Origin of the sequence: Alteromonas sp. OM2203 (assembly GCF_048517045.1) — a bacterium.
Lineage (GTDB): Bacteria > Pseudomonadota > Gammaproteobacteria > Enterobacterales > Alteromonadaceae > Alteromonas > Alteromonas gracilis.
In genome coordinates, this window is the sequence record NZ_CP183209.1 from 2,796,960 (window position 1) to 2,822,094 (window position 25,135).

A 25,135-nucleotide genomic window follows, 5' to 3' on the forward strand; every position below is an offset into this window, starting at 1 on the left:
GTACTGGCTTAAATAGACGTCTCTAGCATTTAGCCTTTGGAAACTGGTTAACACCTGAATGACGCTCAAAAGATAGTTGCCTTTGGCCGCTTTCAACAAAATGCTTAAGTGCGATATCGATTTTATCTTTAAGAGAAGTGAAACCAGAACGAATAACGAACACTAAACTCACCCGACTAATAACATTAGGCGACTGATAAAACTCTGTAGAACAGAACTTCGGGTCAAACATGACTGAACGGGCATTGTGTTCATTCATTATCGCAAAGTCACAGCGTCCTCTCGACAGCATCATAGCCATTGTAGATTGGCTACTTGAGTCAACCCTATCAATATTATTTTCTTCCCTATCAAAATACGGTGTTAAGGCAGGATAAACAAAACCGTATCGTGTACAGATACTCGAGGATACGTTCTCCTCTGGAACAAATGGTCCTTCGAAATTTGTAGTGGAGTAGATATAACTTTCATGCTTAATCAACTCTTCGCTAAAGAGAAAGCTGCTCGGTTTACTTATCCAACTTTCGGAAGATAAAAACAAGTCTACGGACGACGACTTTAATAAATCTTCACTTCTAGCGCGATTTGAATCTAAATAGACGACGCGAAACTGACTTGATAGTTCATCAGCATTAAAAAAATCGACAACGACGCCTTGGTAGCTCTTTGCGCTCTCATCATAGTACAAATAAGGAGCTGAGCCGGGTGTGTTAACGGCAAAACGCACGCTAGGGATATGACCTTGTGTATTAGCACGGCAGTAAAATGTCGTTAGACACAGTAACGAGCAAAGTAGTGTTAAGCTGAAGTGAAAAATAGGCACATTACCTCCTTGTATATTTATCGACAGCGCATTATGAACGAACCACTAAAATCACGATTATACGTCGGTTTACTTCACCATCCTTACTCCCCTGCAGAACACTAAAAAAAGCATAATGCTTAAAACCCTTGGGGTAGCTTCACACAATCTATTAGCGTGCTAAATCATGTCAATTTGGCAAAAACAAAGGTCCTAAAGGCCCTTTGGGCAAGTCATGCTCCTCAGGATAAGTTACGTCAACCAAATACAAACCGTTTGGCTTAGCCGTTGCAGCTGATTTACTTCTGTCTTTTAGACTTAGCAAGTGTGCAATCCAATTAACATCTTGCTCCCCTGCACCAATTTCAACAAGCGCACCGGTAATGTTGCGAACCATGTGGTGTAAGAACGCGTTTGCCCGAATATCAATAATGACATAGCGGCCTTGTCGGCTCACGCTCACATCGGTAACGTTTCGAAATGGCGTTTTACTCTGGCATAGCGCTGCGCGAAATGAGGTAAAATCTTGCTCTCCCAATAACGCCTGTGCAGCAAGGTGCATTTTCTTTTCGTCTAGCTCACGATGAATGTGCGTAACACCTGAGTGCAAAATAGCGGGACGCATTTTTGCGTTGTGAATGACGTAACGATAGCGACGATGAGTAGCAGAAAAACGCGCGTGAAAGTCATCACTGACGTTCTTCGCCCAGGTAACAGCTACAGAATTAGGTAGGTTCGCATTTACACCGAGCGTCCATGCGCGTTCGGAGCGAGGAGCATCACAATCGAAGTGAACCACCTGCCCTGTGGCATGCACACCTGCATCGGTTCGCCCGGCACATTGCACCTCAATGGGTTGATTGGCCACTGTCGACAGTGCCTTTTCGAGATGTTCTTGAACACTGGGAACTTCGCGCTGGCGTTGCCAGCCGTAAACTGCCGCACCATCGTATTCAATCCCTAAGGCAATTCGCCCCATTTACATTACCCCTTCGCTAAAAAGGCGCTAAGTTTAGTCATCCTGTGGGCAACATGCAATGCCACATATGCGTAAAAAACACTAACGGAATGACCCGTTACCGCGCAGTAACTTAAACAAAAACAGCCTGCGTTAAAAAGGCAGGCTGTTTATTTATTTCAAAAAGTAACGCTCAAACGCTAAACGATTTTTGCTAGTATTGACTCAGCTTCCTGCTTTTGTTCTTCGCTACCTTCATTCATTACTTCTTCTAGCAACTCTCTTGCTGCCTCTGCATCATCCATTTCAATGTAAGCACGAGCTAAATCAAGGTTTGCGTTTTGGCCTGCATCTTTATCGATATCTATAACCGTATCGTCATCAGAAACGCCGGTAAAATCAGATAAACTCACGTCAAGATCAAGCGCCTGACTGTCAGGATCAATAGCATTTGCATCGTCACCGTCATCTAAGAGCGATTCTACATCGAGGAAATCTTGTGACGCAGAGCTCGTCTCTCCTTCATCATCTGACTCTATGTCGCTCAACAATGCAGCAAGGTCAAGGTCAGGATTATCTAGCTTAAGTTCATCACCGTTATCGTCAGCTGCAGGGTCGTCTACTACTGGCTCACTTTCCTCAATCTCAGATGGCGTGGCTATGTCTAGATCATCTGGAATCTCAAGCTCGTCTAACTCCTCTGCCCCTTCATCCTCATCTAACTCAAAGAGCTCGCTGTCATCACTTTGCTCAAGTTCGAACGTTTCGTCATCTTGTTCGAGCTCAAGTCTCGCATCAGCATCCTCGTCTTGCTCAAGTTCGAACGTTTCGTCTTCACCGTCGTCTTGTTCAAGATTAGCGGTTTCTTCTACTTCATCACTAGAGGCATTCGCTTCAACGCTAGTTTCTTTCAGAGAATCATGGTTATCTTCTGCATCACTTACTAGTTCGCTAGAATCCATCACATCGTCAGACTCTAGGCTTTGAAGTAACTCATCGAATTCCGCACTGTCTAAATCGTCAAGAATTTCGTTGTCGTCAACAGTGTCATCATCAGAAGCAGAGAGCCAATCATCAAGTCCGGGGACATCGTCTAATTCTTCAAAATCTTTATTGGCACTTTTTTGAGAACTATCTTCTTCCGATAGCGCCTCATTTTCAGAAGACGTTTCTTCTTCGTTATCTTCACTGTCAATAACGCCATCAATTTCTTGTTCTAACTCGAAGCTTTCGATTTCGTCGAAAGCGTCATTCAGAAGACTGTCGTCATATTCATCATCGCTACTCGATTCTTCACTAGATAGAGACTCTTCAGACCCCATTGAAGTGTTTTCATCCGTCGAATCTGTATTCTCTTTTAATGCTTCTTCTGCTTGAAGTTCTTCATCCACACCCATTTGACTAAACGATGGAATATCATCCATCATTTGCTTTTCAAACGCTTCAATAGCGTCATCAAGGGGGTCTTCAGAAGTTAAAGCACTTTCGTTTGCCTCAGCGTTAGCGTCACTATCGTTTTCGTCTTCATCGGCAGGCGCTATTTCTGATTCTGCATCGGATTCAAACTCTAGTTCAGCTTCAGGCTCTGGCAGTGAATCTACCTCGGCTTCAAGCTCAGGCTCTTCAATAGAACTAGGCTCTTCTTCGACTTCAGATCCAAGCTCAGCTTCAGGCTCTGCGTCAGAGGTAACCTCTGGTTCTTCCATCTCAGAACCAAGTTCTGATGCAGGCTCTTGCTCTGCTTCCGTTCCAAACTCACTCTCTGATTCTGCTTCAGGGGTAACTTCTGGTACTTCCTCAACATCGAGCTCTGTTTCTGGCTCTATCTCAGCTTCGCTCGATAGCTCGTTTTCATTGGCAGCCGCTATTTCTGACTCAGCCTCGGGCTCAAACTCTAGTTCAGGTTCTGGCAGTGAATCCACCTCGGCTTCAAGCTCAGGCTCTTCTTCGATTTTAGTTCCAAGGTCAACTTCAGGCTCTGTGTCAGAGGTAAGCTCTGGTTCTTCCATCTCAGAACCAAGTTCTGATTCCGGCTCTGATAAGTCTTCATCTCCCGACTCGATTTCTGCCTCTAATTCAGACAGTAACTCGTCGGTTAACTGCTCTACGTCACTACTGCTTTTCGACTCTTCAGCTTCCAATTCAGCAAGTAGCTCGTCGGTTAAAGGATCACTGAAATCGTCTTCCTCTTCCTCGTCGACTCCATCAGAAATATCGTTATTCGTGTCTTCAAGGGAATCGGCCTCCGGACTAACTACAGGCTCACCTTCAAGCTCAGCTTCAAGCTCGGCGAGTAACTCGTCAGTGAAAGGGTCATCAAAATCTTCGTCATCATCGGGTTCAGCTACAGATTCAGGTGAAGTATCGTCGTCTTCAAAATCGCTGTCGTCGTTCTCTTGTTCTGATTGTAATTCCGCTATAAGCTCGTCAGAGAGGGGATCGCTGAAGTCCGAATCAACCTCAATCTCTTCTTCAAGCAAATCGTCTAAATCATCGGTTATGGCGTCAAGGCTTTGAATTGACTGAGGTGACGGCGCTGATGTTGTTATTTCATCTTCAAAGTCATCATCATCATCTTCTTCTTCGCCTAATCCACCCATCATTTCTATTTGTTCAATCTCGTTGAGCAGATCGTCGGTGATTTTATCGATTTCTTTGTTTTGCTGATTAATCTCGTCATCGAGCTTACTCAACATGTCTTCATTAATGAGTTCATCGTTACTGTCTAACTCATCGGTAAGACCGGCATCAACACCATGCTCTTCCAACAAATCATCAATGCTAATCTCGGGCTTTTCGTCCTCATCCTCTATAGTAGGGAGCGAGGGTGAGATTTCATTTGGCTCAGCGTCATCAGTAAGCTCTTCAACAGAACTGGCAAGCAACGCGTCTATGTCGTCCTCATCAACATTTTCAGATTCAGAGGTACCATTAACCTCGTTTAAGATATCGTCAGGGTTAATTTCCTCTGACTCATCTATCTCAGCTTTGCTTTCCTCATCAGTGCCTTGACTTTGGACATTATCAAGTAAATCATCAATATCGAAATCATCATCGTCACCTGCGTTTTCAGCACTCGCTGAATCTGAGGCCTGCTCGCTATCGCTATCACCACTCTCTTCAAAAACATCGTCGTCGCCCGATAAGTCGAAACCTTCCAGATCATCCGCGTCATTTTCGTTTAGCACCTTGTCTGATAAGTCATCGTCATCAAACAAACTGTCAAGCTCACTTTGGTCAAGCTCATCATCACCAGCTTCAAACAAATCGTCATCATTGTCTGGCACTAGCATATCGTCTTCTAGGTCTGCAAAGGACTCAAGCTCGTCATCTAAGCTCTCTTCTAAGTCGGAGGTGAGTACATCGTCTAGAAGGTCATCGTCATTGAATAAGTCGTCGTCAGATAATTCTGCTTTTTCATCTAAATCTGGCGCTAGAGCACTTGAAAGGTCGCCGATATCAGCATCAGGTACAGGTATATCATCATCATTAGCCGTTATTGTGGGTCCAGCTGATGGCGCCTCTTCAGGTTTGCTGTTGCGTTTAAGCAACCACATGATCAAACCGCCAACGAGTAACAACGACAAAAATGCAGAGCCAATAATAAGACTCAGTGGGCTTGTTAACGTGGTCAAGAACGATGATTGCTTTTCTGCTTCACGCTGAGCTTGCTCAGCCTTAATCATATCTAGCAACTCTTGCTGAAGCGCTACTTGCATATCAAGCTGTGCTTTTACATCACCTTCAACTTGCCCTCTTAACGTTTCTAGCTCGCCATTAACTGCTTCAACGCGTTCGTACAAGCGTCGATTTTCGTTAAGGATGGCTTCTACATTTTCAAGAGATGCAGCAAACTGCATGCGTAGTTCATCAAACTGACGATTTTGCTCCTGATCTAAACGGGTGATCTTTTGTTCGATGTCGGTTTGAGTTTGGGTGAGGTCTTGCTGATTAACTAACGGAGAAGCCGGTTTGATGTTCCTTACGCTGCTACCAGGCTTGTTAAGCATTTCAGCAAATGCTCTTTCGTCCTGCTCAGCGCGCATTTGGGCTTTTTGCTTATCAATTCTTGCAATGTAGCGCTCTGAAGGAAGCTTAAGCACCGCGCCATCGACCAATAGATTTAAATTACCGTTTTCAAATGCGTTAGGATTGAGCTCGTAGATGGCTGTCATAACCTGATATACACTCAGATTATTATTTTGACGGTAGCGTTCCGCTATTCGCCAAAGTGTGTCGTTGGCGTCAATAGGGCCGTATTCCAGCCCGGAAAACTGATCGGTAGCGTCCTTTGGACCTTTTAAGAAGGTAGCGCGTTCTTGTGCATCTACTGTAGTTACAGGGCAAGACAAACAAAGTGTGAGTAAAAGTAAGCCCGTCAAATGCAATTTCATAGCAATCCTATATGCCCTCAAGCGTCTTGACCACCCGTATGTTTGGGCGGATTTTCTAGCCAATCAGTACGGAAGAAAACATTGGCTTTTATTTTTATTCTAAAGCTACCTTGAAACCATCTCGCCAAGCTAGCGTTTTGCAGTTATTGCGACCTTAGCAGTAAGATTTATTTGCGCTTTTTTAGTGTTCTTACATTTTGTCTAAGTGTCTGACTGACGATTGTTTTTAACGTTAATTTATTCCTAACCTTACAAACTATAAACCAGTTATGAAGGGTGATCTAGTTAGACAGAAGTATTGCTCTGTAACAATGTTTAAATTTTCCCAATTCATTGTCGTTTTGTTACGTCAAAATCCGACCTTTCGTTAACTATCGGCAAGCACAGAAAAATGTTTACCTTTTCCTGTGCTTATCCGATTAACCAGAGGCGAAGCCTCTATGAAACATTTATAAGTAATCGCGAATAAGTGTTTCAGCAATTTGAATGCTGTTTGTTGCTGCACCTTTGCGAATATTGTCAGACACAACCCACAGGTTTAAACCACAAGGGTGAGTAATGTCATTTCTAATCCGCCCTACATGAACAATGTCATTGCCGCTAGCACTGCTAACTTGCGTTGGGAATTGCTCATTGCCGTCGTAAACTGTTACGCCTGGCGCATCGGCTAAAAGCTCTTTAACATGCTGCGCATCTATTGGCGAACGCGTTTCTAAGTGAATGGCCTCTGCATGTCCGTAGAACACAGGTACGCGCACTGCAGTGGCGTTTACCAAAATGCTTTCGTCACCCATAATCTTTTGGGTTTCCCACAGCATTTTCATTTCTTCTTTGGTGTAATCGTTGTCTTGGAAAACGTCGATTTGAGGAATAACGTTAAAGGCAATTTGGCGACTAAATGATTCTGGCTTTACTTCACGTGCGTTTAGCAAACCTGCGGTTTGTTTAGCCAGTTCTTCCATGGCTTCTTTACCTGCACCAGACACTGATTGGTAGGTACATACGTTAATACGGTCAATGCCAACGGCATCTTGAATAGGTTTAAGTGCAACCAACATTTGAATGGTTGAGCAATTTGGGTTCGCAATAATGTTTCTATTGCGAAACTCTGCCAGTGCATGGGCGTTAACTTCTGGCACTACAAGTGGGATATCTGGCTCGTAACGAAACTCTGAAGTATTGTCGATTACAATGCAGCCTTCTTCTGCAGCTAGCGGAGCAAATTTTGCTGAGATACTTCCACCGGCTGAGAAAAAACCTAATTGCACTAATGACCAGTCGAAATCATCAGCATCTAATACTTCAATGTCTTCGCCTTTAAACGACACGGTACTACCTGCTGAACGTTTACTGGCAAGCGGATACAAACGGTTTACCGGAAAGTCTCGCTCTTCTAATAGTTCAATCATGGTTTGGCCCACTAAACCTGTGGCGCCAAGTACCGCTACGTCAAACGCTTGCGACATAATGCTTTATGCTCCTAATAAGAAAATATCTAAACCAGACTAACGGAAAAGCCTAGTTTGGTGAATGTGTTTTGAATTTGTTTGCTGGTGTTCTTTGGCAATTGTAACGTATAGGCGCTGCACTCGCGACGAACTCTGTATTGCTTGCGCAGTGCAGAAAACGTATTCGCAATGTGTCTATCTGGCATTTCATCATGGCCTGACGTTAACGCAAACGCGTTTCGCGTTATTTCATCGTCAATGGCTACGTCATACACGTGATGAAACACAGTAATTAGATCATCAACCGACAATCGCGATGCCTCTGGCGATGCTAACTCAGCGTTTATTGGGTTGGTCTTATCTAAAAAGTCGCTGAGCGCTTTATCTGGTGCTGTACCTACTACCTCACAAATTTGCTCGTAAATCATTTGTGTACCGCGCACTTTGCCTTCTACAGAATGACCCGCAATATGTGGCGTAACGAACCAAACGTGGTCAAATAACCCTGTGTTTATAGCAGGTTCGTTATCGAACACATCAAGCACCACAGTTGGCGCCTGTTCTTGTTGAAGTAAGTTAAGTAGTGCCTCTTCATCTATAACCTCGCCACGGCATGCATTGATAAGCAGCTGGTCAGGTGTTAATGCTTCAAGAAAAGTTTGGTCGATCATCTGATAAGTGGGATAGTCGCCGCCTTTAATGAAAGGCGCATGAAGCGAGACAACGTCGCACGTTGCAATTTGTGCTAAATCTACAAACGACTGACCGTTGTGCTGTGTTTTACCAGTACTTGCTAACGCTTGCTGTAACGGAGGGTCGTACAAGCAGTGTTTAACGCCAATTGCCGTTAAAATTTTTGATAGTGCAGTTCCTACATTGCCAGCACCCACTATTCCCACTGTCGCATTGTATAAATCAAGCTTTTGAGCTTTTTGGGCGTGCAGCAAAACACTGAGTACATACTCGGCCACCGCGACGGCATTACAGCCCGCTGCGCTGCTATGTGCAATACCCATGCTGTCCAAATGCGCTTTATCTAAATGATTAGTGCCCGCCGTTGCCGTGGTAACAAATTTAACCTTGTTAGCGCTTTTCAGCAGTTCAGGAGTAACCTTAGTAGTAGAACGCAGTGCAAGAATATCTACATCGCGCAGCATTTCAGGCACAAGAGATTGCCAAGCATAGGTTTCAACATCACCTACGCTGTTGAGGTAATCTGTGCCAAAAGGAATGGTATCTTCAAGAAGTATTTTCATGGCGCTAAGTGTACCTTAACTTAGGCTTTTAGTAACCCAGCGCCATTGATTTATCTTGTCTGTAATTTGTTTGATTTACGTCATTTAATACAGGTTTGGCCGCAACATTTAAGAGACGCCCGAAGTTCATACAATCTTTTAAAACGGGAACTCTAAAAGCAATAGCGCTTAAGCTCGTGATATTAGATAACGTTAACTTTAAATAGTTACTTGTCGTATCCAGGGAAACGACGCTCAACACGACGTTTAATACCTGGCCATGCAAGGGAACCACCCGCCTGTTTGGTAACTTGATCGGCCTGTGTTCGAATGCCATCTAGAATTGCTGAATGAATTGGAATAAGCGGTTTGCCTGTGGCCTGCGCTTTTAACTGAATTTCACAGGCGCGCTGCATAATAAACATAAACAAAAAGGCATCTGGAATATTATCAGCACAGGTTAAAAGCCCATGGTTACGCAAAATCATAAACTGGGTATCACCCAGGTCGCGCACTAATCGTGCTTTTTCGTCAGGATTTAACGCCACGCCTTCGTAAGCATGATAAGAAAGTGATGCCAGCGGAAAAAGCGATTGCTGCGAGTATGGCTGTAACCCGTCCTCTAAAATGGAAACCGCTACGCCCTCTGCTGTATGCAAATGCAACACGCACTTTGCATCGTCTCGAGCTTCATGAACAGCGCTGTGAATAGTAAAACCTGCTGGGTTAATGTCGTACTCGCTTTCCATCACCTTATTACCGTGAAGATCTACTTTAACCAAACTAGACGCAGTAACCTCATCAAACATCAAACCGTAAGGGTTAATCAAGAAATGATGGTCAGGCCCCGGCACACGCGCTGAAATGTGAGTAAAAATAAGGTCGTCCCAACCATACATTGCAACCGCACGATAACATGCGGCAAGATCAACGCGGGTTTGCCATTCTTCATTGCTAACCTTCGACTTTACTGAATCTGTCATAGCTTTTCTCTTTCAATATATAAAATGATTTGATTAGGGTCTGGGTATCAGCCTCTTATTGAAGGCTCGATACTTCGCGCGCTTCAAAGAAACTTCCATTTAATTTTCCTTACCGTCTACATTACTCGTCCCAGCTGCTATACACTGTCGGATATACGACATTGTAAGAAATTTGTTAAATGGAAAAATTTAAACCAGTTCTGGCTAGCTCTACGTGGTTTAGCGCGATCCCTTCTTATTTACAGGAAGCTATGTTCGAAAAGATGCGCCTTAAGCATTTAAAAGCAGGGCAGCAATTGCATGCCAAGGGAGAAGATGGCGTAGGTTTCTACGGGGTATGCGAAGGTCGTTTAAGAGTTGTCACTGTGGGCGTAGATGGTCGAGAAATGCTATTTGCGCTACTGGGCCCCGGCACCTGGTTTGGTGAGATATCGATGTTTGACGACCTCCCTCGCACTCACGACAACTTCTGTGAGACAAATTGCACCGTGGCGATTATTCAAAAGAACGCGTTTAAAGCACTGCTTGAGCAGTTTCCTGAACTCTACCCGCATTTTACTCGCCTTTTATGCACGCGAGTACGCAGCGCTTTTCAGTTTATTGACTCAAGCGCAGGGCTTAGCCTTAAGCTCCAGCTGGTAAAACGGCTTTTAATGCTTACCACCAGTTACGGTCAGCATTTGCCCAAACACAACGCGATTACGCTAACCCTTTCGCAAGAGTCTTTAGCGCAAATGATAAATAGCAGTAGGCAAACGGTGAACCAGTTATTAGGTGAGCTTGAATGTGAAGGCTTGCTGCAACGGCATTACGGGAAAATCACTATTCCCGAGCCAGATACCTTGTTTAGTCGTTATCAGTTTATTTAACCGAAATAACTAGCTGAATTGCTAAAGGACTTGTGGAATATTAATAAAGTCGTGGAAATGCAAAGAAAAGGAAAGTTCGCGTTGAAAATTTTATCTGCCAGCATAGTCATGCTTTTATTTGTTGGTTTTGTTTATCAGTCATATTCAAGCTATGTCGACTCCACCTCTTTTGACAAGCGTGGAGAAATGATAGACGTCGGTGGCTACAGTCTTTATGTCGAGGATTCTGAAACAGGGAAAGTTACCGTTATTTTTGATGCTGGTATGGGTGATGACTCATCAGTCTGGAACAAAGTAGCAGCGGAAGTCTCACAGTTTTCCAGAGTCATTACCTATGACAGAGCTGGCCTTGGATGGAGTGAAGAAAGCCCGCGCAAAAGAGACAGTAAAACTATTGTTGCAGAACTTCACTCGGTTCTAGAAAAGAAAGACATTACTGGACCAATTATCCTTGTAGGCCATTCATTTGGCGGGGTAAACATGCAACGCTATGCCCTCACCTTTCCCGAATATATAGCCGCTTTGGTATTAGTAGACTCTGCCCATGAAGATCAGATAGATGAGATGCCTCAAACGAATTCTCTTCAAAAATACCTTTTCAAATTTGGAATGTGGGCAGCCCCTGTCGGTATTCCCAGATTGTATCTTTCCAACACTAATCCAGAAGAAAAAGCCAAAAAAAGTACAACCAAGCATCAATATACTAGCTTAGATGAAGCCGAATACTTTCCAAGAAGCCTTAGTGAATTAAATGAATTAACACCTAACTATGGCGATATGCCTTTGGTGGTTATTGCGCGGAATAAAGCGTCTTCTGAAATCGATAATACAAAAACCAGAGATTTGGTATGGGCGACCTTGCAGGAAGACATTGCCACTCGCTCTATCAATAGCACAATTATTTTTTCAGGAGCGCGTCAGCATTCCATTCACAAAATGCAGCCTGAAATTGTTATTGAAGCTATTCAAACGTTAGTTAAAAAGCTTTAAGTAATACTAGAATTCCGCTGTGGTATGCCTTGTAGTTATTTTCCAAAAACCTAGTAATGACACAGTAGCCCTTTACTAATTTTAGGATGAGCTTACGGTTTTACTCAGTTAAATATGGACTTGTACGTGACGCTCTGTGTTGAGCAGTGCAACTTCGTTTCCGTCTTTAAGGTCTGCTTAAAACAATAACCGGACGTTGATGCAAGGAATTTTTCTAACTCAAAGGACTGTAGACTATGAACTAAACCATCTGCACACTGAGATACCAGTCCCTAGTAAGGGCGCCATTGCTAGCAACTCACTTTCATACCTATAAACGTTCCCGTCCAGAGCAGACATTACTGTTTCAACTCGTTGAGCGACACTACCCTAAATTTAAAGAAATGCTGTCACATCAAGCTAAATAATTGCAATGTGATGTCGAAAAGAAATTCATCAAGCAAGGGCGTTAAAGTCAATAAGGGTTTCCCACTCAGATGTATTTGTGCTGAAGCTCGCCAGCGATACTCTGCGCCAAAGACCCTGAACATTAGTATCGCCTGTTTCAATCCACAGTTTGGCGCTAAAACACCAGTATGCTAACGCGCTTGTGTTAGTGTTATATCCCGAGTAAAGCATACTACTAAGATGAATATTTCACTTTATTCATACTCTAGGAATTAATCATGTACAAAACCTTTTACTACCTCATGTCTCGTTTATTAAATATAGTCTGTCTTTCATTGTTGGCATTCAGTGCATACGCTGAATACCCCGTGGTTATAGCAGATAAGGAACTCATGGTTCCCGTTGAAGGCGGGAACGTTTATGTCAGGCTTAACGGCGTCACACACACAGATTCCATTCCAGTGGTATTTATTCACGGAGGTCCTGGCGGCACACACAATGGCTTTGTAGGCATGACTGAACTGGCAGACGAGCGCATGGTAATCATGTATGACCAACTCGACAGCGGAAAATCAGACCAGCCAAACGACCCAATAAACTGGCGTGTTGAACGTTTTGTTGAATCATTAGATGCTATTCGCAAGCACTTAAAAGTTGAGAAATGGCATCTGGTGGGACATAGCTGGGGCTCAGCCATTGCCTTGGAGTACACAGCAAAATATCCACAGCACACAGTATCGACTGTGCTTGGCGGCACATTTATTTCTACGCCACACTGGATCATGGATGCTAACTTGTTGGTAAACGCAGCCCCTCAAAAAATACAAGACACCCTTAAAGAATGTGAATCATCCCAACCTCCGGAAGTACCAGTATGCAATGCTGCATATATCAAGTTGTATTCTGCTTATTACACGCCAGTTAAGCCCAATGAAGCGATTATCTCTTATGAAGAAAACGTTGGGGGGAATGGATTCAACCCGGTGATTTACAATGCCATGTGGGGGCCAAGTGAATTTTCGTCTACGGGTGTATTGAAGCACTACGACGCCACCCATTTGCTAACCAATATCGACCCTGCTAGAACGTTGTTTATGATTGGTCAGTACGATTCAGCACGCATTGATACCGTTCAAGATTATCTCGCGTTAGCGCCCGGCGCCGAACTGGCCGTGGTGCCGGGTGGGGCACATGGTTTTTACGACGACAGACCTTTAGTGACACAGGCGTTGTTGCGCAGTTGGTTAAGGCGCAAGGATGCAAATTAATGTGGTTGATATCTTTGGCTGAACCTTAATTACAGCATCTTGAATGTGCAGGGTAGGAAAACAACCTACCCTAAACTTCTACAACAAGCTTTGCGTTAAACTTTCTAATTATGAGCGCTCCATGCGCCCAAGGGCAGGCCAACGACACATACAGACAAACAGCGGAAGTTAATAACAATCAAATCACCAGTCAAATTCTAGTTCCGATTAAAAAGGAGCAGTTCTCGGGCAAGCTCCCCGTATTCAGAGACTCCAGCTTCACAAAATCTATTTCACTTACCTTGTCAGCGCCTTTAAACCGCTTTATTTCAAAGTAATAGTCGGCATATGCAGCCTCTTTTTTTCTCAATTCTAAAAATGGGTACTGCCTGTATTTCCACTCTCCAGTAACCATATCTTTATCACTCGCATTGCTTTTCGTAGTCATTTTTAGAGTGAAAGAGCCATCTTTGTGGAGATGCAGAGAAGTAGTGTCATTGCAGTTTTGAGCCTTGTATTCGTTTACTAAATCTTGTCGGAAAAAAAAGAGCTTGTTGTCTTTGCCTTTCGGTAATAAAAATAGAGCCATTGAGTTTTTTGTGTACCAGTGATTTCCTTGGCTTAACCCTTGAGTATATTTAATTGGAAAGCCAGCAGTAGTAGATAGAGCAGTGGCTGCATCAATGGTTTCCGGTTCAAGTAAAATTAACGAGTAGAGAAGAGTATTTTCTGTAACGCTCGCAGGAAAATCGAATTCATTAAATTGAACGCGATATTTTTGAGACGAATCAAAAACATTCCTAATTTCTTCTCTTTGAGTGGTATCTAAGTATTTTGCATAAACATAAACAGTGGTTTTGCTCGCACAACCCGATAATAAGAAAAACAGTAAAACTAAAGAAGGGTTTAAGACTTTCATCCATGAACTCTGATAACAACATAGATTACAATTGTAATCAATTAATTGTGATTACACAATGATGGTATTTTTGCTCACAAACTCCGATATTCACCTATGTCCGCATACTACGTACTGCGCTGACCTAAGGCGACCACTTAGGGGCTCAACAGACAATTTGCGGGCGTTCAACTCGTATTTTTAATTCGAGCCTGTCAGCGATAGCTGTTCTTTTATCCACTTACGCTTTTTATTTCAGTATACCGAAGGGTCTTCCCCGTCCCACAACTTTAAATCAGCCAATATCTCAAAGGTTGCATAAGTAAAATCATTTACACTTAGTGACACAGAATTGCACATTCCAACAACAGATGTTTGAGTGTCTGGTCTTCGAATGTAGCTGGTGTCTGTTCCAACCCAACCACCGTTGTGGAAAAAATAACGACCATCGGTATTTTGCCCATTGGCGTAGTACCATTTCCCTTCATCGCTCTCTGGCACATTCACATTTGGCTTGTTCATTAGCGCAATTAACGCTTTAGGATTTTTACCCAACTTAGGAGCATAAAAGTGATTATCCCATATCAGCATGTCATCTATGGTGCTGAATAAGCCTCCATCGCCAATTGTGTGTAAGGCAGTTAAATGATTGCGTTGTTTTCCTGCTTCAGGCGAACGGTATCAGGATGCTCGATTAGGAATAATCTCTTCGGCGCTATCTGAAAAAAACGTATGATTCATACCAAGGGGAGCAAATATACGCTTATTGGTGAATTCGCGTATCGTCAATCCGCTTATTTGTTCAACTAATTTTGCCAGAATGATATACCCGTGATTACTGTATTCCATAGTGGTATCAGGTTCATGTACAAGCGGAAAGTCTTTAATAACAGAATAGTACTCGGCATTTGATACGAACTGTTCACTCCCAATAAAAAAGCCGCTCAAGGAAGAATCACGAAGTTTATTTAGGTGATCTTCAAAATCGCCCAAACCGCTGAAATGTCCGAGTATTGAGTTAATGGAGATCTTTTTTCCATATTCTTTTAGTTCTGGCAAATGCTGACGAATATCGTCAGTCAGCGCGATGGCGCCATCATCAGCTAACAGCAAAACAGCAAAAGCTGTAAATTGCTTTGATACCGACGCCATTCTGAATACCGATTGACTACTTAGCGGTATTTGGTGTTCAATATTGGCTAGTCCATAGCTTTTTTTGAAAATAAACTCTTTGTTCTGGATTATACCTATAGAACATCCAGGCCCATCTGGGCTAATGCTCTTTTCAGCAATAGCGTCCATTTTTTTTCTAAAAGCATTATCTGATTATTTTGTGCAACACCTTTACCTGAATTTAGTAGTAGGCCAATAGTGAATGCCTGAACAAATCTGTGCATGAGTTATCCCTATCTAATTATTTTCGTGTAGAAACGTTTGCCTACAAATTAAAACAACTTTACTCTAATCTTTGCCTGTGGATAGCTTTTGCGTTTTTCTGCAGCGTATTGACGTTTGCTCTTCGTCGAAAAAAATTAAAAATAAGTGATAACAAGGAATCGTTATAATGTCTAATTTTGCAGCGCGTCTAGTCATTAGTTTTCTACTATTGATTGGTTTATTCGCCTGCCAACCATCTTCAAAACCTGAACAGCCTCTTAATAGCCCTTCACAACAAACTATCGAGTTTGACCGACTGTTTACCCAATTCGATGATATTAATAAGCCAGGGGCCTCAGTTGCAGTTCTGCAGGATGGAGAGATTATATTTTCAAAAGGTTACGGTAGTGCAAACCTAGAATACGATATACCTGTTACGCCAGAAACTATGTTTCACGTTGCATCTGTATCTAAGCAATTCACCGTATTCGCCATTCTTCTACTTGCTGAAGAAGGTAAGTTAAATTTCGATGACGACATACGACAATACATTCCAGAAGTGCCGGATTTTGGTCACACTATAACCTTACGTCACTTGGCATCGCATACAAGCGGCATGCGAGATCAATGGAATTTGTTGCGTATGGCTGGTTGGCGATTAGATGACGTAATCACTACCGAACACGTACTAAAAATGGTAGCAAAACAGAAAGAGCTAAACTTCAAACCGGGAGAAGAGTATCTGTACTCAAATACTGGGTTCACACTATTAGCAGAGGTTGTTGCACGTGTTAGCGGTAAATCTTTTGCTCAATTCACACAAGAAAGGCTATTCACGCCATTGAGTATGAGTAACAGCTTGTTTTATGACGACCATCAGAAGATCGTTAGCAATAGAGCCTATTCATACGAGCGCAATGGTAATGGTTACAAAAAAAGTGTGTTGAACTTTTCAAATGTAGGTGCAACCAGTTTGTTTACGACCGCAGAAGATCTTCTGAAATGGTCAGCTAATTTTACCGAGCCGACTGTGGGTAGCCCTACTATAATCGAGCAAATGAACACCCTTGCGTCCTTAAACAATGGAGAAACATTTGGTGGCGCATATGGGCAATTTATTAGTCATTACAAAGGTACCGAATATATTCAGCATAGCGGCGGAGACGCAGGATTTCGTTCGTATTTAGCTCGATTCCCTAAACAAAATTTAGCAATAGCAATATTGAACAATGGCGCAGATGCAAGGCCATGGGAATTGGCTCTACAAATTGCTGACAGGTTTTTGAAGAAAGATCCCCCTCCCCCTCAGAATGCGATTGCTAACGCATTTTTGGAGTCTATCTCACCTAAACAAATATCTGATTCTATTGAGTTAGATGAAGAGACACTCAATGCCTATGTGGGCCACTATTGGTATGAACCAGAAGCGTACTCACGAGAGATATATTTAGAAAACGGTAAACTAATGTATTCGAGAGGCCAAGATGACGTAAGCGTACTCGCTCCTATCAGCGAAAACACCTTCAAAATGCTGAATGTAGAGGGAGAGATTTATGTTAAGTTTACTGAAAGTGATGAGAAACAATTAATGACAGTGCAAGTAGACAACGTCGATACGTATGTGTCGGTTGGCTATACACCAGTCAAAATAACCAAAACCTGGTTATCGCAATACGCCGGCAGTTACTTCAGCCCTGAACTTTCTTCCACCTATCACTTTTCACCAGAAAATAAACAGCTAAAAATTTCTCATCACCGTCTAAGCGACCATTATATTGCGCCAGTCAAAGGTGACTTTTTTAGCTCACAAGTTGGCGATATCCTATTTGAGCGCGATGTTAACGGTGAGATAAATGGCTTTAGGATATCTAACGGTCGTGTTCGCAATCTTTATTTTAGAAAGCTATAGCTAACTACAATAAAAAAGGGCGTAAACACCAACACTCATGGTGTTCAGGTTTACGCCCTTTTTGTTTTTTGAAACTTCTTAACTGATGCTAAAAAAGCTTACTGGTTCAAGCGGATTTGTTTAACCGTTATAACGCTGCATAACCAGCGTAGCGTTAGTACCGCCAAAGCCAAAGCTATTAGACATCACTGTGTTCAGCGTTGCTTCACGTGTTTGGGTAACAATATCTAAGCCTTGTGCTGCATCATCCAGCGTGTCTATGTTAATTGATGGCGCGATAAAGTTATTTTCCATCATCAACAAGCTATAGATAGCTTCGTTTACACCCGCTGCACCTAGTGCGTGACCTGTTAGTGACTTGGTTGCACTAATTGGCACGCCCGCTTGGCCAAACACTTCTTGAATCGCCGCAAGTTCTTTCACGTCACCTACAGGCGTTGATGTACCGTGAGTATTTAAGTAATCGATAGGCGCATCAATATTTTGCATCGCCATCTTCATGCAGCGAATTGCGCCTTCACCCGACGGTGCAACCATGTCGAAACCGTCTGATGTAGCACCGTAACCTACGACTTCACCGTAGATTTTTGCGCCGCGTGCAAGCGCGTGCTCAAGCTCTTCAACAACAACCATACCGCCGCCGCCAGAACTTACAAAGCCGTCGCGTGCTGCGTCATAAGTACGTGATGCCACCGCAGGATTGTCGTTATATTTAGAGCTTAGTGCGCCCATAGCGTCGAACTGGCTTGATAATGACCAATGTAGCTCTTCGCCGCCACCGGCGAATACTACGTCTTGCTTACCAAGCTGAATAAGCTCTAGCGCATTACCAATACAGTGGGCACTAGTTGCACACGCAGAGGCAATTGAATAGTTCACGCCGCGAATTTTAAACGGTGTGGCTAAGCAAGCCGATACCGTAGATGCCATACAACGAGGAACCATGTATGGACCAACACGCTTAACTCCTTTTTCGCGAAGAATATCAGCAGAAAGTACTTGGTTTTCAGAAGACGCGCCACCTGAGCCAGCAATAATACCTGTGCGCTCGTTTGAAATGTCGCTTTCTTCTAAACCAGAGTCTGCAATGGCTTGTTGCATCGCTACATATGCGTAGCCTGCCGCATCGCCCATAAAGCGCATAGCTTTACGGTCAATATGATCTTTCAAATCGATGTCAATGTTGCCCCAAACTTGGCTGCGAAGGCCCATTTCGGCGAACTGTTCTGAAAATGTAATTCCAGACTTACCCGCTTTAAGTGAAGCAAGTACGTCTTCTTTATTTACGCCGATGCTTGATACGATACCAAGACCGGTGATAACTGCTCTTCTCATAGTTTACCCTTTGCGTTGTTGCGGCTTATGGTAACGATTTTGAATGGTAAAGTGGTCTGCTCTGCCAATTGCCATACTCAAATTTGCCATACTTAAGCGTTGCAGTACCTGTTTCAATTCTGGGCTTATGTGTATAAACAGGTAAATTCCCACTTCCCTTCTTTTTCGTTTATGCCGTCTTTGTCTAAGCTTTCTTGTTCTGAATATTTCCAATGTAGCACGAATGCACAGGGTCATGACCAGCGTTAATTTATACCTTCACAAAACCTTCAAAATAGCTTGAACATAAACTTTTGCGGAAAAACAAAAAGGTGACAGGTAGAATACGCGGCCAAACGTTAGAAATTTAGATAAAACTGAAGATTGCTGTGTTATTAAAAAAGCTAAGAACTATTGCTCTACACATTTTCCAAAGTGCGATACCTCGACTTTCTTTCGTGGTGGCTGCCTTTATCATTGCTTCTGCAGCGACTGTCTCAGCAACAGCTACGCCTATCGTCCTTCCCGCGCTACCAGAGCCAGTTTCAAACAATGCTGTAGCTTCTGTCACCATAGACGACAAACGATATGTATTCAGTTTTATGGGGTTAGGTGAAGACAAAACCTATAAAGATGTACACAACCGTGCTTGGCTGCTTGTGATTAACAACAACGATAAGCCTTTGCAGTGGCAAGCTCTTCCCCCAGTACCCTCCAGCCTTATGCTAAAAGGTCGCTTGGCATCAGTAGCAGTGGGCGTAAAAGACAGCGTCTATATTTTTGGCGGTTACACCGTTGATGAAACTCACAACGAGATTAGTACGCCAGACGTCTATAAATACTCACCTACAACGACGAAATATGAGCTACTGGCGCCGATGCCCGTGCCGGTTGATGATGCTTCTGCCCTAGTTTATCAAAATCGCTACGTATACTTAGTTTCAGGCTGGCATAACGATGGCAACGTAAATCTTGTGCAGGTTTATGATACGCAAACCGGCCAATGGCAACAGGCGAGCCCTTTCTTAGGTAATCCAGTATTTGGGCACGCTGGCGGCATCGTTAATAACACTATGGTAATTTGTGACGGTGTATCAGTAACACCCCACAGTAATAAACGCCGGAGTTTCGTTGCGGAAACCGCCTGCTTTAAAGGTAAAATTGACAAGGAAAACCCTTTCAAGATTGATTGGCGTACGCTTCAGCATCCAACAGGTTCTGCGCGCTATCGCATGGCCGCTGCGGGCGATGAGGCCACCAATAAAATCTATTTTGTGGGCGGTTCGACTAATCCGTACAACTACAATGGCATTGGCTATAACGGTAAACCTTCAACTGCAGATGGCGCCATATGGACCTTTGATATTGCAAAAGAAACTTGGGCTATATCGAAAACAGAAGCTGAAGCGCCTACGATGGATCACCGCGGATTAATTGACATTAACGGTACTTGGATCACCATTGGCGGTATGCTTGGCGCACAGCACGTGACCAGTAAAGTAATCTCGCACTTTTCCACACTCGCAGAAGGGCCTTGTTTATCTAAAAGCCAAGCGCGCTCTGACGTTTCAAAACAGCCATCGGATGGGCAAGCTGTTGAAGTCGTGAAAAGTAAAGTGCCAACACCAAAACGACATATACGGAGCAAAATAAACAGTGAAATCTAAGCATGCACAGGTTCATTTTAATGAGAGCGGTACGCCTGTCGCCGACCATTTTGACGACGTTTATTTTTCTAACGACAGCGGAATTGATGAAACCCAACACGTTTTTGTTGCAGGCAACGACCTTGCTGAGCGCTGGCAACAGTGGCGCAACCCTACTTTTGTTATCGCCGAAACAGGTTTTGGAACTGGGCTGAACTTTTTGGTCGCCATGCGTGCCTTTAATGAATTTAGAGCTGCAAACCCTGACCATCCGTTAAAGCGCCTATATTTTATTACCACGGAAAAGTTTCCCCTGCCTCAACAGGATATGCAGCGTGCGCTAGAAGCTTTTCCTGCCCTTAAAGACGAAGCGGAAGCACTCGCTTCACTTTACCCCATGGGCCTTGAGGGGTGCCATCGCTTGCATTTCGATAGCCACTCAACCACCCTCGACTTATGGATTGGTGATGTTCACGAACTCCTTCCCCAGTGGCACTCCCCTGTAAATGGACTAATCGATGCCTGGTTTTTAGATGGTTTCGCACCAAGCAAAAACCCTGATATGTGGACCGATGCTCTGTTTAGCCAAATGGCTCGTTTGTCAAAAACCGGCACAACCTTTGGCACGTTTACCGCTGCGGGCATCGTAAAGCGTGGGCTTGCCGGTGTGGGCTTTACCATAAAAAAACGCAATGGCTTTGGCCGTAAGCGCGACATGTTGACCGGCGTTTTCAGCCAAGACAACGAGAATGTACAGCATAAACTTCGCCTGCCTACTGGCCCCTATTACAGGTACGCTAACGGCAGTTTAGATAAAACAAGTAAAGTCGCAGTAGTAGGCTCCGGCCTTGCAGCAGCTACGGCATGCCTGGCTTTAGTAAAACGCGGCATTTGCACTACTTTGTATTTTGATGGTGACACCCTTGCAAGCGGCGCTTCTGGCAACCCACAAGGCGGCTTTTACCCGCAGCTTCACAGCGAAGCAAGTATTGCCAGCCGCATTCAGGCGCACAGCTTTTTGTATGCTAGGCAAGCCTACGACCACACTATTGAACATGCAAAAGCCTGTGGCCTAGCCGACGTTACCCATGATTTCTGTGGCGTTATTCAACTAAGCTTTAACGACAAGGTAGCAGATCGCCAAAATAAATTGGCTGCTGCCGACGTATGGCCAGATGCTTTGATTAAGCCCGTGGACAGCAAAGAAGTGAGCGATATCGCTAACCTAGCTCTTCCCTACTCTGGCCTATACATTGGCTTGGGCGGTTGGATTTCTCCTCCACAGCTAGTTACCACCATGATTGAGGAAGCACTTCAAAGTGGCAAACTCGAGCTGAAACCCAATCATACCTATGTATCTCATGAGACAGTTGAGACAACAAAGCAGCGGGTGCGGATTCGTTTTAACTTAGGTAGCGCTGAGAGTGAAGAAGTTATTACTGCCGATCACCTTATCCTTGCCCTTGGTGCAGGTGCGGTAAACGCTAGCGATTTTGACAGCCTTTCTCTTCGCCCTGTTCGCGGTCAGGTTGAAGCTATCCCCACCCAAATGCCGATTGAACAGCTCAACACCGTGTTGTGCCACAAGGGCTATATGACGCCCGCGCTCGACGGTCGACACGCCTTGGGTTCAACTTACGTTAAAAACGACTTAAGTACCGATGTACGAGGCGATGAAACTGAAATGAACCTCGCTACACACGTACAGGCACTGGCAAACACCAGCATAGTTCAGGCATTACAACATGACGGTAAAGCCAGAGCGGCTACGCGTTTAGGTTCACCCGACCACCAGCCTGTTGTGGGTGCATTACATGATTTTGATTCGTTGAAAGAAGACTACGCTATGTTAGGCGTAGGCAAGCCGTTGAACGCCTCGCCAGTATTGCCAAATAGTGTAGTTTCCACCCTTACTTGCTTGGGCTCACGAGGGTTAACCACAGCGCCTTTAATGGCAGAAGTTTTGGTGAGCAGTTTGTGCAAAGAACCGCTGCCTTTAAGCAACGATCTGCTTAATGCAGTAAACACAAGCCGCTTTATGACGCGAGAAGCGATTAGAAGTCAACGTTAATAAGCGGAGAAGTCTTTCTGAAAATGCTATTGCTGCCTAGACAAAAAAGACCGGATGTTTAGAGATTTTTAAGCAAACATGAAAAGAGTTCGCTTTCGATGACAGAGCAAGATGGTAATAAATGGCTAGTTTACGCTAGCCATTTTATTCAAATCCATCACGATAAAAGCGGGAATGTATACGTTAGCGCTTGCCACCACTTGTTTATTTTCCAGCGACACAATGCGCGCGTTTACACGCACGCCTCTGTCATCTTCAATGATGGTGCCGGTTACAACATGATCCATTTCAACCTGCTTAGCGAGCGCCGTACCATCGCGAGTGAGTACGAAATCGCCCACTGGCGTTACAGTAATGCCACCTGCAAGCTTAAAGTCGACGACCGCTAACCCAAAATCTTGCAGCTCGGCAATAAGGTACTCTGAGAGCTGATTGCCAAGCACGGTACTATCACTCAACGACTGATTAAGCCTAACAAAGCTCGCCACACCCACCATATCTTGCTGAGTAAGACGGGTAGCATTGTCCATTAACTCCATCGCTAGCTGCGAAGCGTAATCATTTAAACGCTTATGAGTTTGCGCTGGAGCATAGCCGTGGTGTAACGGGTCTTTATAGCCCGGCTCTACCTCCACATGCTGCTGGTATTGCCTGTCTCGCGAGTCGGGAGTGTAAACTAATCCTGAACGGTTAGGCACCGGAACAGGTTCGGCGTCATGTGTAATTTCACCGTCTTCACCTAACCAAAACGAGCCTATAGATTCTGTGCTGGTGCATCCTGCTATAAACCCACTTAGCATAACGCCAACTGCAAGCCAGGCACTCGGGATTAACTTCTTTACAAACACCATTGTGAACTCCTAGCCGCGACTTAGTTTAACGCCATCGCGCATGCCATTTCGCTGGCTTCCGTCACTTGGAATAAGTGCATCTACGACGTAGAACGGCACTAACATTTGTGCCGTAGCCACTACCGCCCGTGACTCCATACCTAATATACGTGCGTTAACTAACACGCCACCTTGATGCTTGGTCATTGTACCGGTTAACACGTATTCAATAGGCAGGCTGCTGCTCAATTCTAAATAATCGCGGCTCAATACAAAGTCGCCGTCGTCAGTAATGCGAATATACTCGGTTGCTTTGAAGTCGATAACAGGCACGCGGAACTTATGCAGTTCGTGAACAAACGATTCCGCCATCTGACGACCAAGCAAATCCGTTTTTTGTAAGTCGGTATCTAGTAGAGCAAAGTGGGTCACACCGATAGGTGTTTTGTTGCTCACGTATTCCATATTGGCAATTAAATCTTGCGTCATGTTCTTCACATAGTCGCCAATGTGCTTGGTTAGAGGTCGGCCTTTGTACGCGCCCTGTACACTCGAATACAACGGGGGTTGACCGATAGCGCCGTAAGCATCCATACCCTGCGACTGGGCGTCACTGGTGCTATCAACTGGCTTAGCAGGAGCACGGTCGGCGGCAGTTATATCAATCACATTCATAGCCGGACGCTGAGGCGTTTGTTCGGCTACCTCTTCTTCCCCCATCATCATAGAGCACCCGCTAACGCTGAGCAGTGAAGCACAAAGCGAAAGCGCCGCGTATTGATTTCGTCTTTTCATGGGGTTACCTCGTACCTTCGGTTCTGTATAACTTGCCGTTTCGGGTTGTTACCTGTTCTTCCCGCCAAAACAGCTCGGCCGGGAAAAAACGTGTTGCCGCAGCGACAATGTTTTTATTTCTAGCGTTAATAATTCGAGCATTAACCACCGCACCAGATTCTTGATACACCATGGTGCCGGTAATGTAAAAATCGACGCGTTCAACATTTGACAACTGGTCGATATCGCGTGTTAACACTCTGTCGCTTTCGTCACTAACAATTATATCGTTCGAAAGCTTAAATTCTTGAGTAGAAAAGCCTCTTTTCGTAGCTTCAGTAATCATTCCCTGCTCAAGCTGATGACCCAACAACATTAACGGGTGTTGATGGTCAGCGCTGTATTTCATGCTATCGACAGGCACGAAGCCGACTACTGCATAGCGAGACTGACGCGCTGGACCCACATCAGCAAAAAGTTCGTTAGCCAACATGTACGTGTGATATTCCACATTACCTAATGCCGATACGTCGCCGGTATTGGTTTGCGCAAATTGGCTTTTTGGCTCTTCAAGCGTCGAGCAACCCGCAAGCAAACCCGCGCAAAGTGCGACACACCACAGCACTTTTACTAATCCACTAATACTTCCTGTCAAAAAAGCGTGAGAGGCATTATTTATCATACGATTCATTAGATATGTCCGCTAAAAAACGTCAAATTATCATCGCCTAAATACGCAAAAGCCGATGTTAACCGCTGCGCAGCCTAAAAGGCTGACATTTTCATTAATCATTTTAAACGCTGGATTGCAATAATCGCACCAAGCAATGTAGCTACTCAAATACAGGTGATTTCGATAACGGACTACCTTCCTATGGCAAGCTTAAATCTTTAACTTTTATGCGTGCTTGAATGCATAGCTAGGTCCTACACAAATCGATACTCTGCAATCTTCCTTGAGGAGAGATTGATTTAACCGACGAAAAAGACGGAAACTTGTTGC

General features: G+C 44.2%; 19 protein-coding genes. 6 read left to right on the forward strand and 13 right to left on the reverse strand.

Going from position 1 to position 25,135, the window contains the following annotated elements:
* Nucleotides 1-22: 22 nt before the first annotated feature.
* From ACM0P2_RS12465 to ACM0P2_RS12490, 6 genes are all read right to left on the reverse strand, one after another.
* The gene (locus tag ACM0P2_RS12465; RefSeq protein ID WP_159117571.1) at nucleotides 23-823 is read right to left on the reverse strand and encodes a substrate-binding periplasmic protein; all 801 of its coding nucleotides are present in this window, start codon (nucleotides 821-823) and stop codon (nucleotides 23-25) included.
* Between the two features lie 169 nt (nucleotides 824-992).
* On the reverse strand, nucleotides 993-1,781 hold the full coding sequence (truA, locus tag ACM0P2_RS12470; RefSeq protein WP_159117570.1) for a tRNA pseudouridine(38-40) synthase TruA: 789 nt from the start codon (nucleotides 1,779-1,781) through the stop codon (nucleotides 993-995).
* A gap of 179 nt (nucleotides 1,782-1,960) precedes the next feature.
* Nucleotides 1,961-6,154 (reverse strand): FimV/HubP family polar landmark protein, encoded by a 4,194-nt coding sequence (locus tag ACM0P2_RS12475; protein WP_419226660.1) that lies wholly within the window; start codon nucleotides 6,152-6,154, stop codon nucleotides 1,961-1,963.
* Between the two features lie 449 nt (nucleotides 6,155-6,603).
* On the reverse strand, nucleotides 6,604-7,620 hold the full coding sequence (locus ACM0P2_RS12480) for an aspartate-semialdehyde dehydrogenase (RefSeq protein WP_159117568.1): 1,017 nt from the start codon (nucleotides 7,618-7,620) through the stop codon (nucleotides 6,604-6,606).
* Between the two features lie 29 nt (nucleotides 7,621-7,649).
* Complete coding sequence (locus ACM0P2_RS12485; protein ID WP_159117567.1) at nucleotides 7,650-8,858, reverse strand: 4-phosphoerythronate dehydrogenase; 1,209 nt, start codon at nucleotides 8,856-8,858, stop codon at nucleotides 7,650-7,652.
* Between the two features lie 206 nt (nucleotides 8,859-9,064).
* The gene (locus tag ACM0P2_RS12490) at nucleotides 9,065-9,820 is read right to left on the reverse strand and encodes a class II aldolase/adducin family protein (protein ID WP_159117566.1); all 756 of its coding nucleotides are present in this window, start codon (nucleotides 9,818-9,820) and stop codon (nucleotides 9,065-9,067) included.
* A gap of 179 nt (nucleotides 9,821-9,999) precedes the next feature.
* On the opposite strand from ACM0P2_RS12490, the gene ACM0P2_RS12495 reads away from it, so the two are divergent.
* From ACM0P2_RS12495 to ACM0P2_RS12505, 3 genes are all read left to right on the forward strand, one after another.
* On the forward strand, nucleotides 10,000-10,689 hold the full coding sequence (locus ACM0P2_RS12495; RefSeq protein WP_159117565.1) for a Crp/Fnr family transcriptional regulator: 690 nt from the start codon (nucleotides 10,000-10,002) through the stop codon (nucleotides 10,687-10,689).
* A gap of 81 nt (nucleotides 10,690-10,770) precedes the next feature.
* The gene (locus tag ACM0P2_RS12500; protein ID WP_419226661.1) at nucleotides 10,771-11,679 is read left to right on the forward strand and encodes an alpha/beta fold hydrolase; all 909 of its coding nucleotides are present in this window, start codon (nucleotides 10,771-10,773) and stop codon (nucleotides 11,677-11,679) included.
* A gap of 665 nt (nucleotides 11,680-12,344) precedes the next feature.
* Nucleotides 12,345-13,334, forward strand: coding sequence for a proline iminopeptidase-family hydrolase (locus tag ACM0P2_RS12505; RefSeq protein ID WP_173360181.1), 990 nt, complete (start codon nucleotides 12,345-12,347; stop codon nucleotides 13,332-13,334).
* Between the two features lie 190 nt (nucleotides 13,335-13,524).
* On the opposite strand, the gene ACM0P2_RS12510 is transcribed toward ACM0P2_RS12505, so the two are convergent.
* From ACM0P2_RS12510 to ACM0P2_RS12520, 3 genes are all read right to left on the reverse strand, one after another.
* Entirely contained in the window at nucleotides 13,525-14,232 is a 708-nt protein-coding gene (locus ACM0P2_RS12510; protein ID WP_419226662.1) for a hypothetical protein, read from the reverse strand.
* Nucleotides 14,233-14,466: 234 nt separating this feature from the next.
* Nucleotides 14,467-14,802: a hypothetical protein gene (locus tag ACM0P2_RS12515; protein ID WP_419226663.1), complete on the reverse strand. Its 336-nt coding sequence runs from the start codon at nucleotides 14,800-14,802 to the stop codon at nucleotides 14,467-14,469.
* Nucleotides 14,803-14,892: 90 nt separating this feature from the next.
* Nucleotides 14,893-15,513: a serine hydrolase domain-containing protein gene (locus ACM0P2_RS12520; protein ID WP_419226664.1), complete on the reverse strand. Its 621-nt coding sequence runs from the start codon at nucleotides 15,511-15,513 to the stop codon at nucleotides 14,893-14,895.
* A 262-nt stretch (nucleotides 15,514-15,775) separates the two neighbouring features.
* Between ACM0P2_RS12520 and ACM0P2_RS12525 the strand changes: the two genes are divergently transcribed.
* Nucleotides 15,776-17,497, forward strand: a complete 1,722-nt coding sequence (locus tag ACM0P2_RS12525; protein ID WP_419226665.1) for a serine hydrolase domain-containing protein — start codon at nucleotides 15,776-15,778, stop codon at nucleotides 17,495-17,497.
* Nucleotides 17,498-17,617: 120 nt separating this feature from the next.
* Here the strand turns inward: ACM0P2_RS12525 and fabB are convergent, their stop codons facing one another.
* On the reverse strand, nucleotides 17,618-18,832 hold the full coding sequence (fabB, locus tag ACM0P2_RS12530; protein ID WP_159117552.1) for a beta-ketoacyl-ACP synthase I: 1,215 nt from the start codon (nucleotides 18,830-18,832) through the stop codon (nucleotides 17,618-17,620).
* Between the two features lie 368 nt (nucleotides 18,833-19,200).
* Between fabB and ACM0P2_RS12535 the strand changes: the two genes are divergently transcribed.
* A complete protein-coding gene (locus ACM0P2_RS12535; protein ID WP_236547044.1) occupies nucleotides 19,201-20,478 on the forward strand; it encodes a Kelch repeat-containing protein in 1,278 nt (425 codons plus the stop codon).
* On the forward strand, nucleotides 20,468-22,528 hold the full coding sequence (mnmC, locus tag ACM0P2_RS12540) for a bifunctional tRNA (5-methylaminomethyl-2-thiouridine)(34)-methyltransferase MnmD/FAD-dependent 5-carboxymethylaminomethyl-2-thiouridine(34) oxidoreductase MnmC (RefSeq protein ID WP_419226666.1): 2,061 nt from the start codon (nucleotides 20,468-20,470) through the stop codon (nucleotides 22,526-22,528). The genes ACM0P2_RS12535 and mnmC overlap by 11 nt, the downstream gene beginning before the upstream one ends.
* Nucleotides 22,529-22,653: 125 nt before the next feature.
* On the opposite strand, the gene ACM0P2_RS12545 is transcribed toward mnmC, so the two are convergent.
* Genes ACM0P2_RS12545 through ACM0P2_RS12555 form a run of 3 tightly spaced genes read right to left on the reverse strand, consistent with a single transcriptional unit; the run spans nucleotide 22,654 to nucleotide 24,814 of the window.
* Nucleotides 22,654-23,379, reverse strand: coding sequence for a FlgO family outer membrane protein (locus ACM0P2_RS12545; protein WP_419226667.1), 726 nt, complete (start codon nucleotides 23,377-23,379; stop codon nucleotides 22,654-22,656).
* A gap of 9 nt (nucleotides 23,380-23,388) precedes the next feature.
* Nucleotides 23,389-24,153: a FlgO family outer membrane protein gene (locus ACM0P2_RS12550; protein ID WP_159117549.1), complete on the reverse strand. Its 765-nt coding sequence runs from the start codon at nucleotides 24,151-24,153 to the stop codon at nucleotides 23,389-23,391.
* A gap of 4 nt (nucleotides 24,154-24,157) precedes the next feature.
* Entirely contained in the window at nucleotides 24,158-24,814 is a 657-nt protein-coding gene (locus ACM0P2_RS12555; protein ID WP_373995997.1) for a FlgO family outer membrane protein, read from the reverse strand.
* Between the last annotated feature and the right edge of the window lie 321 nt (nucleotides 24,815-25,135).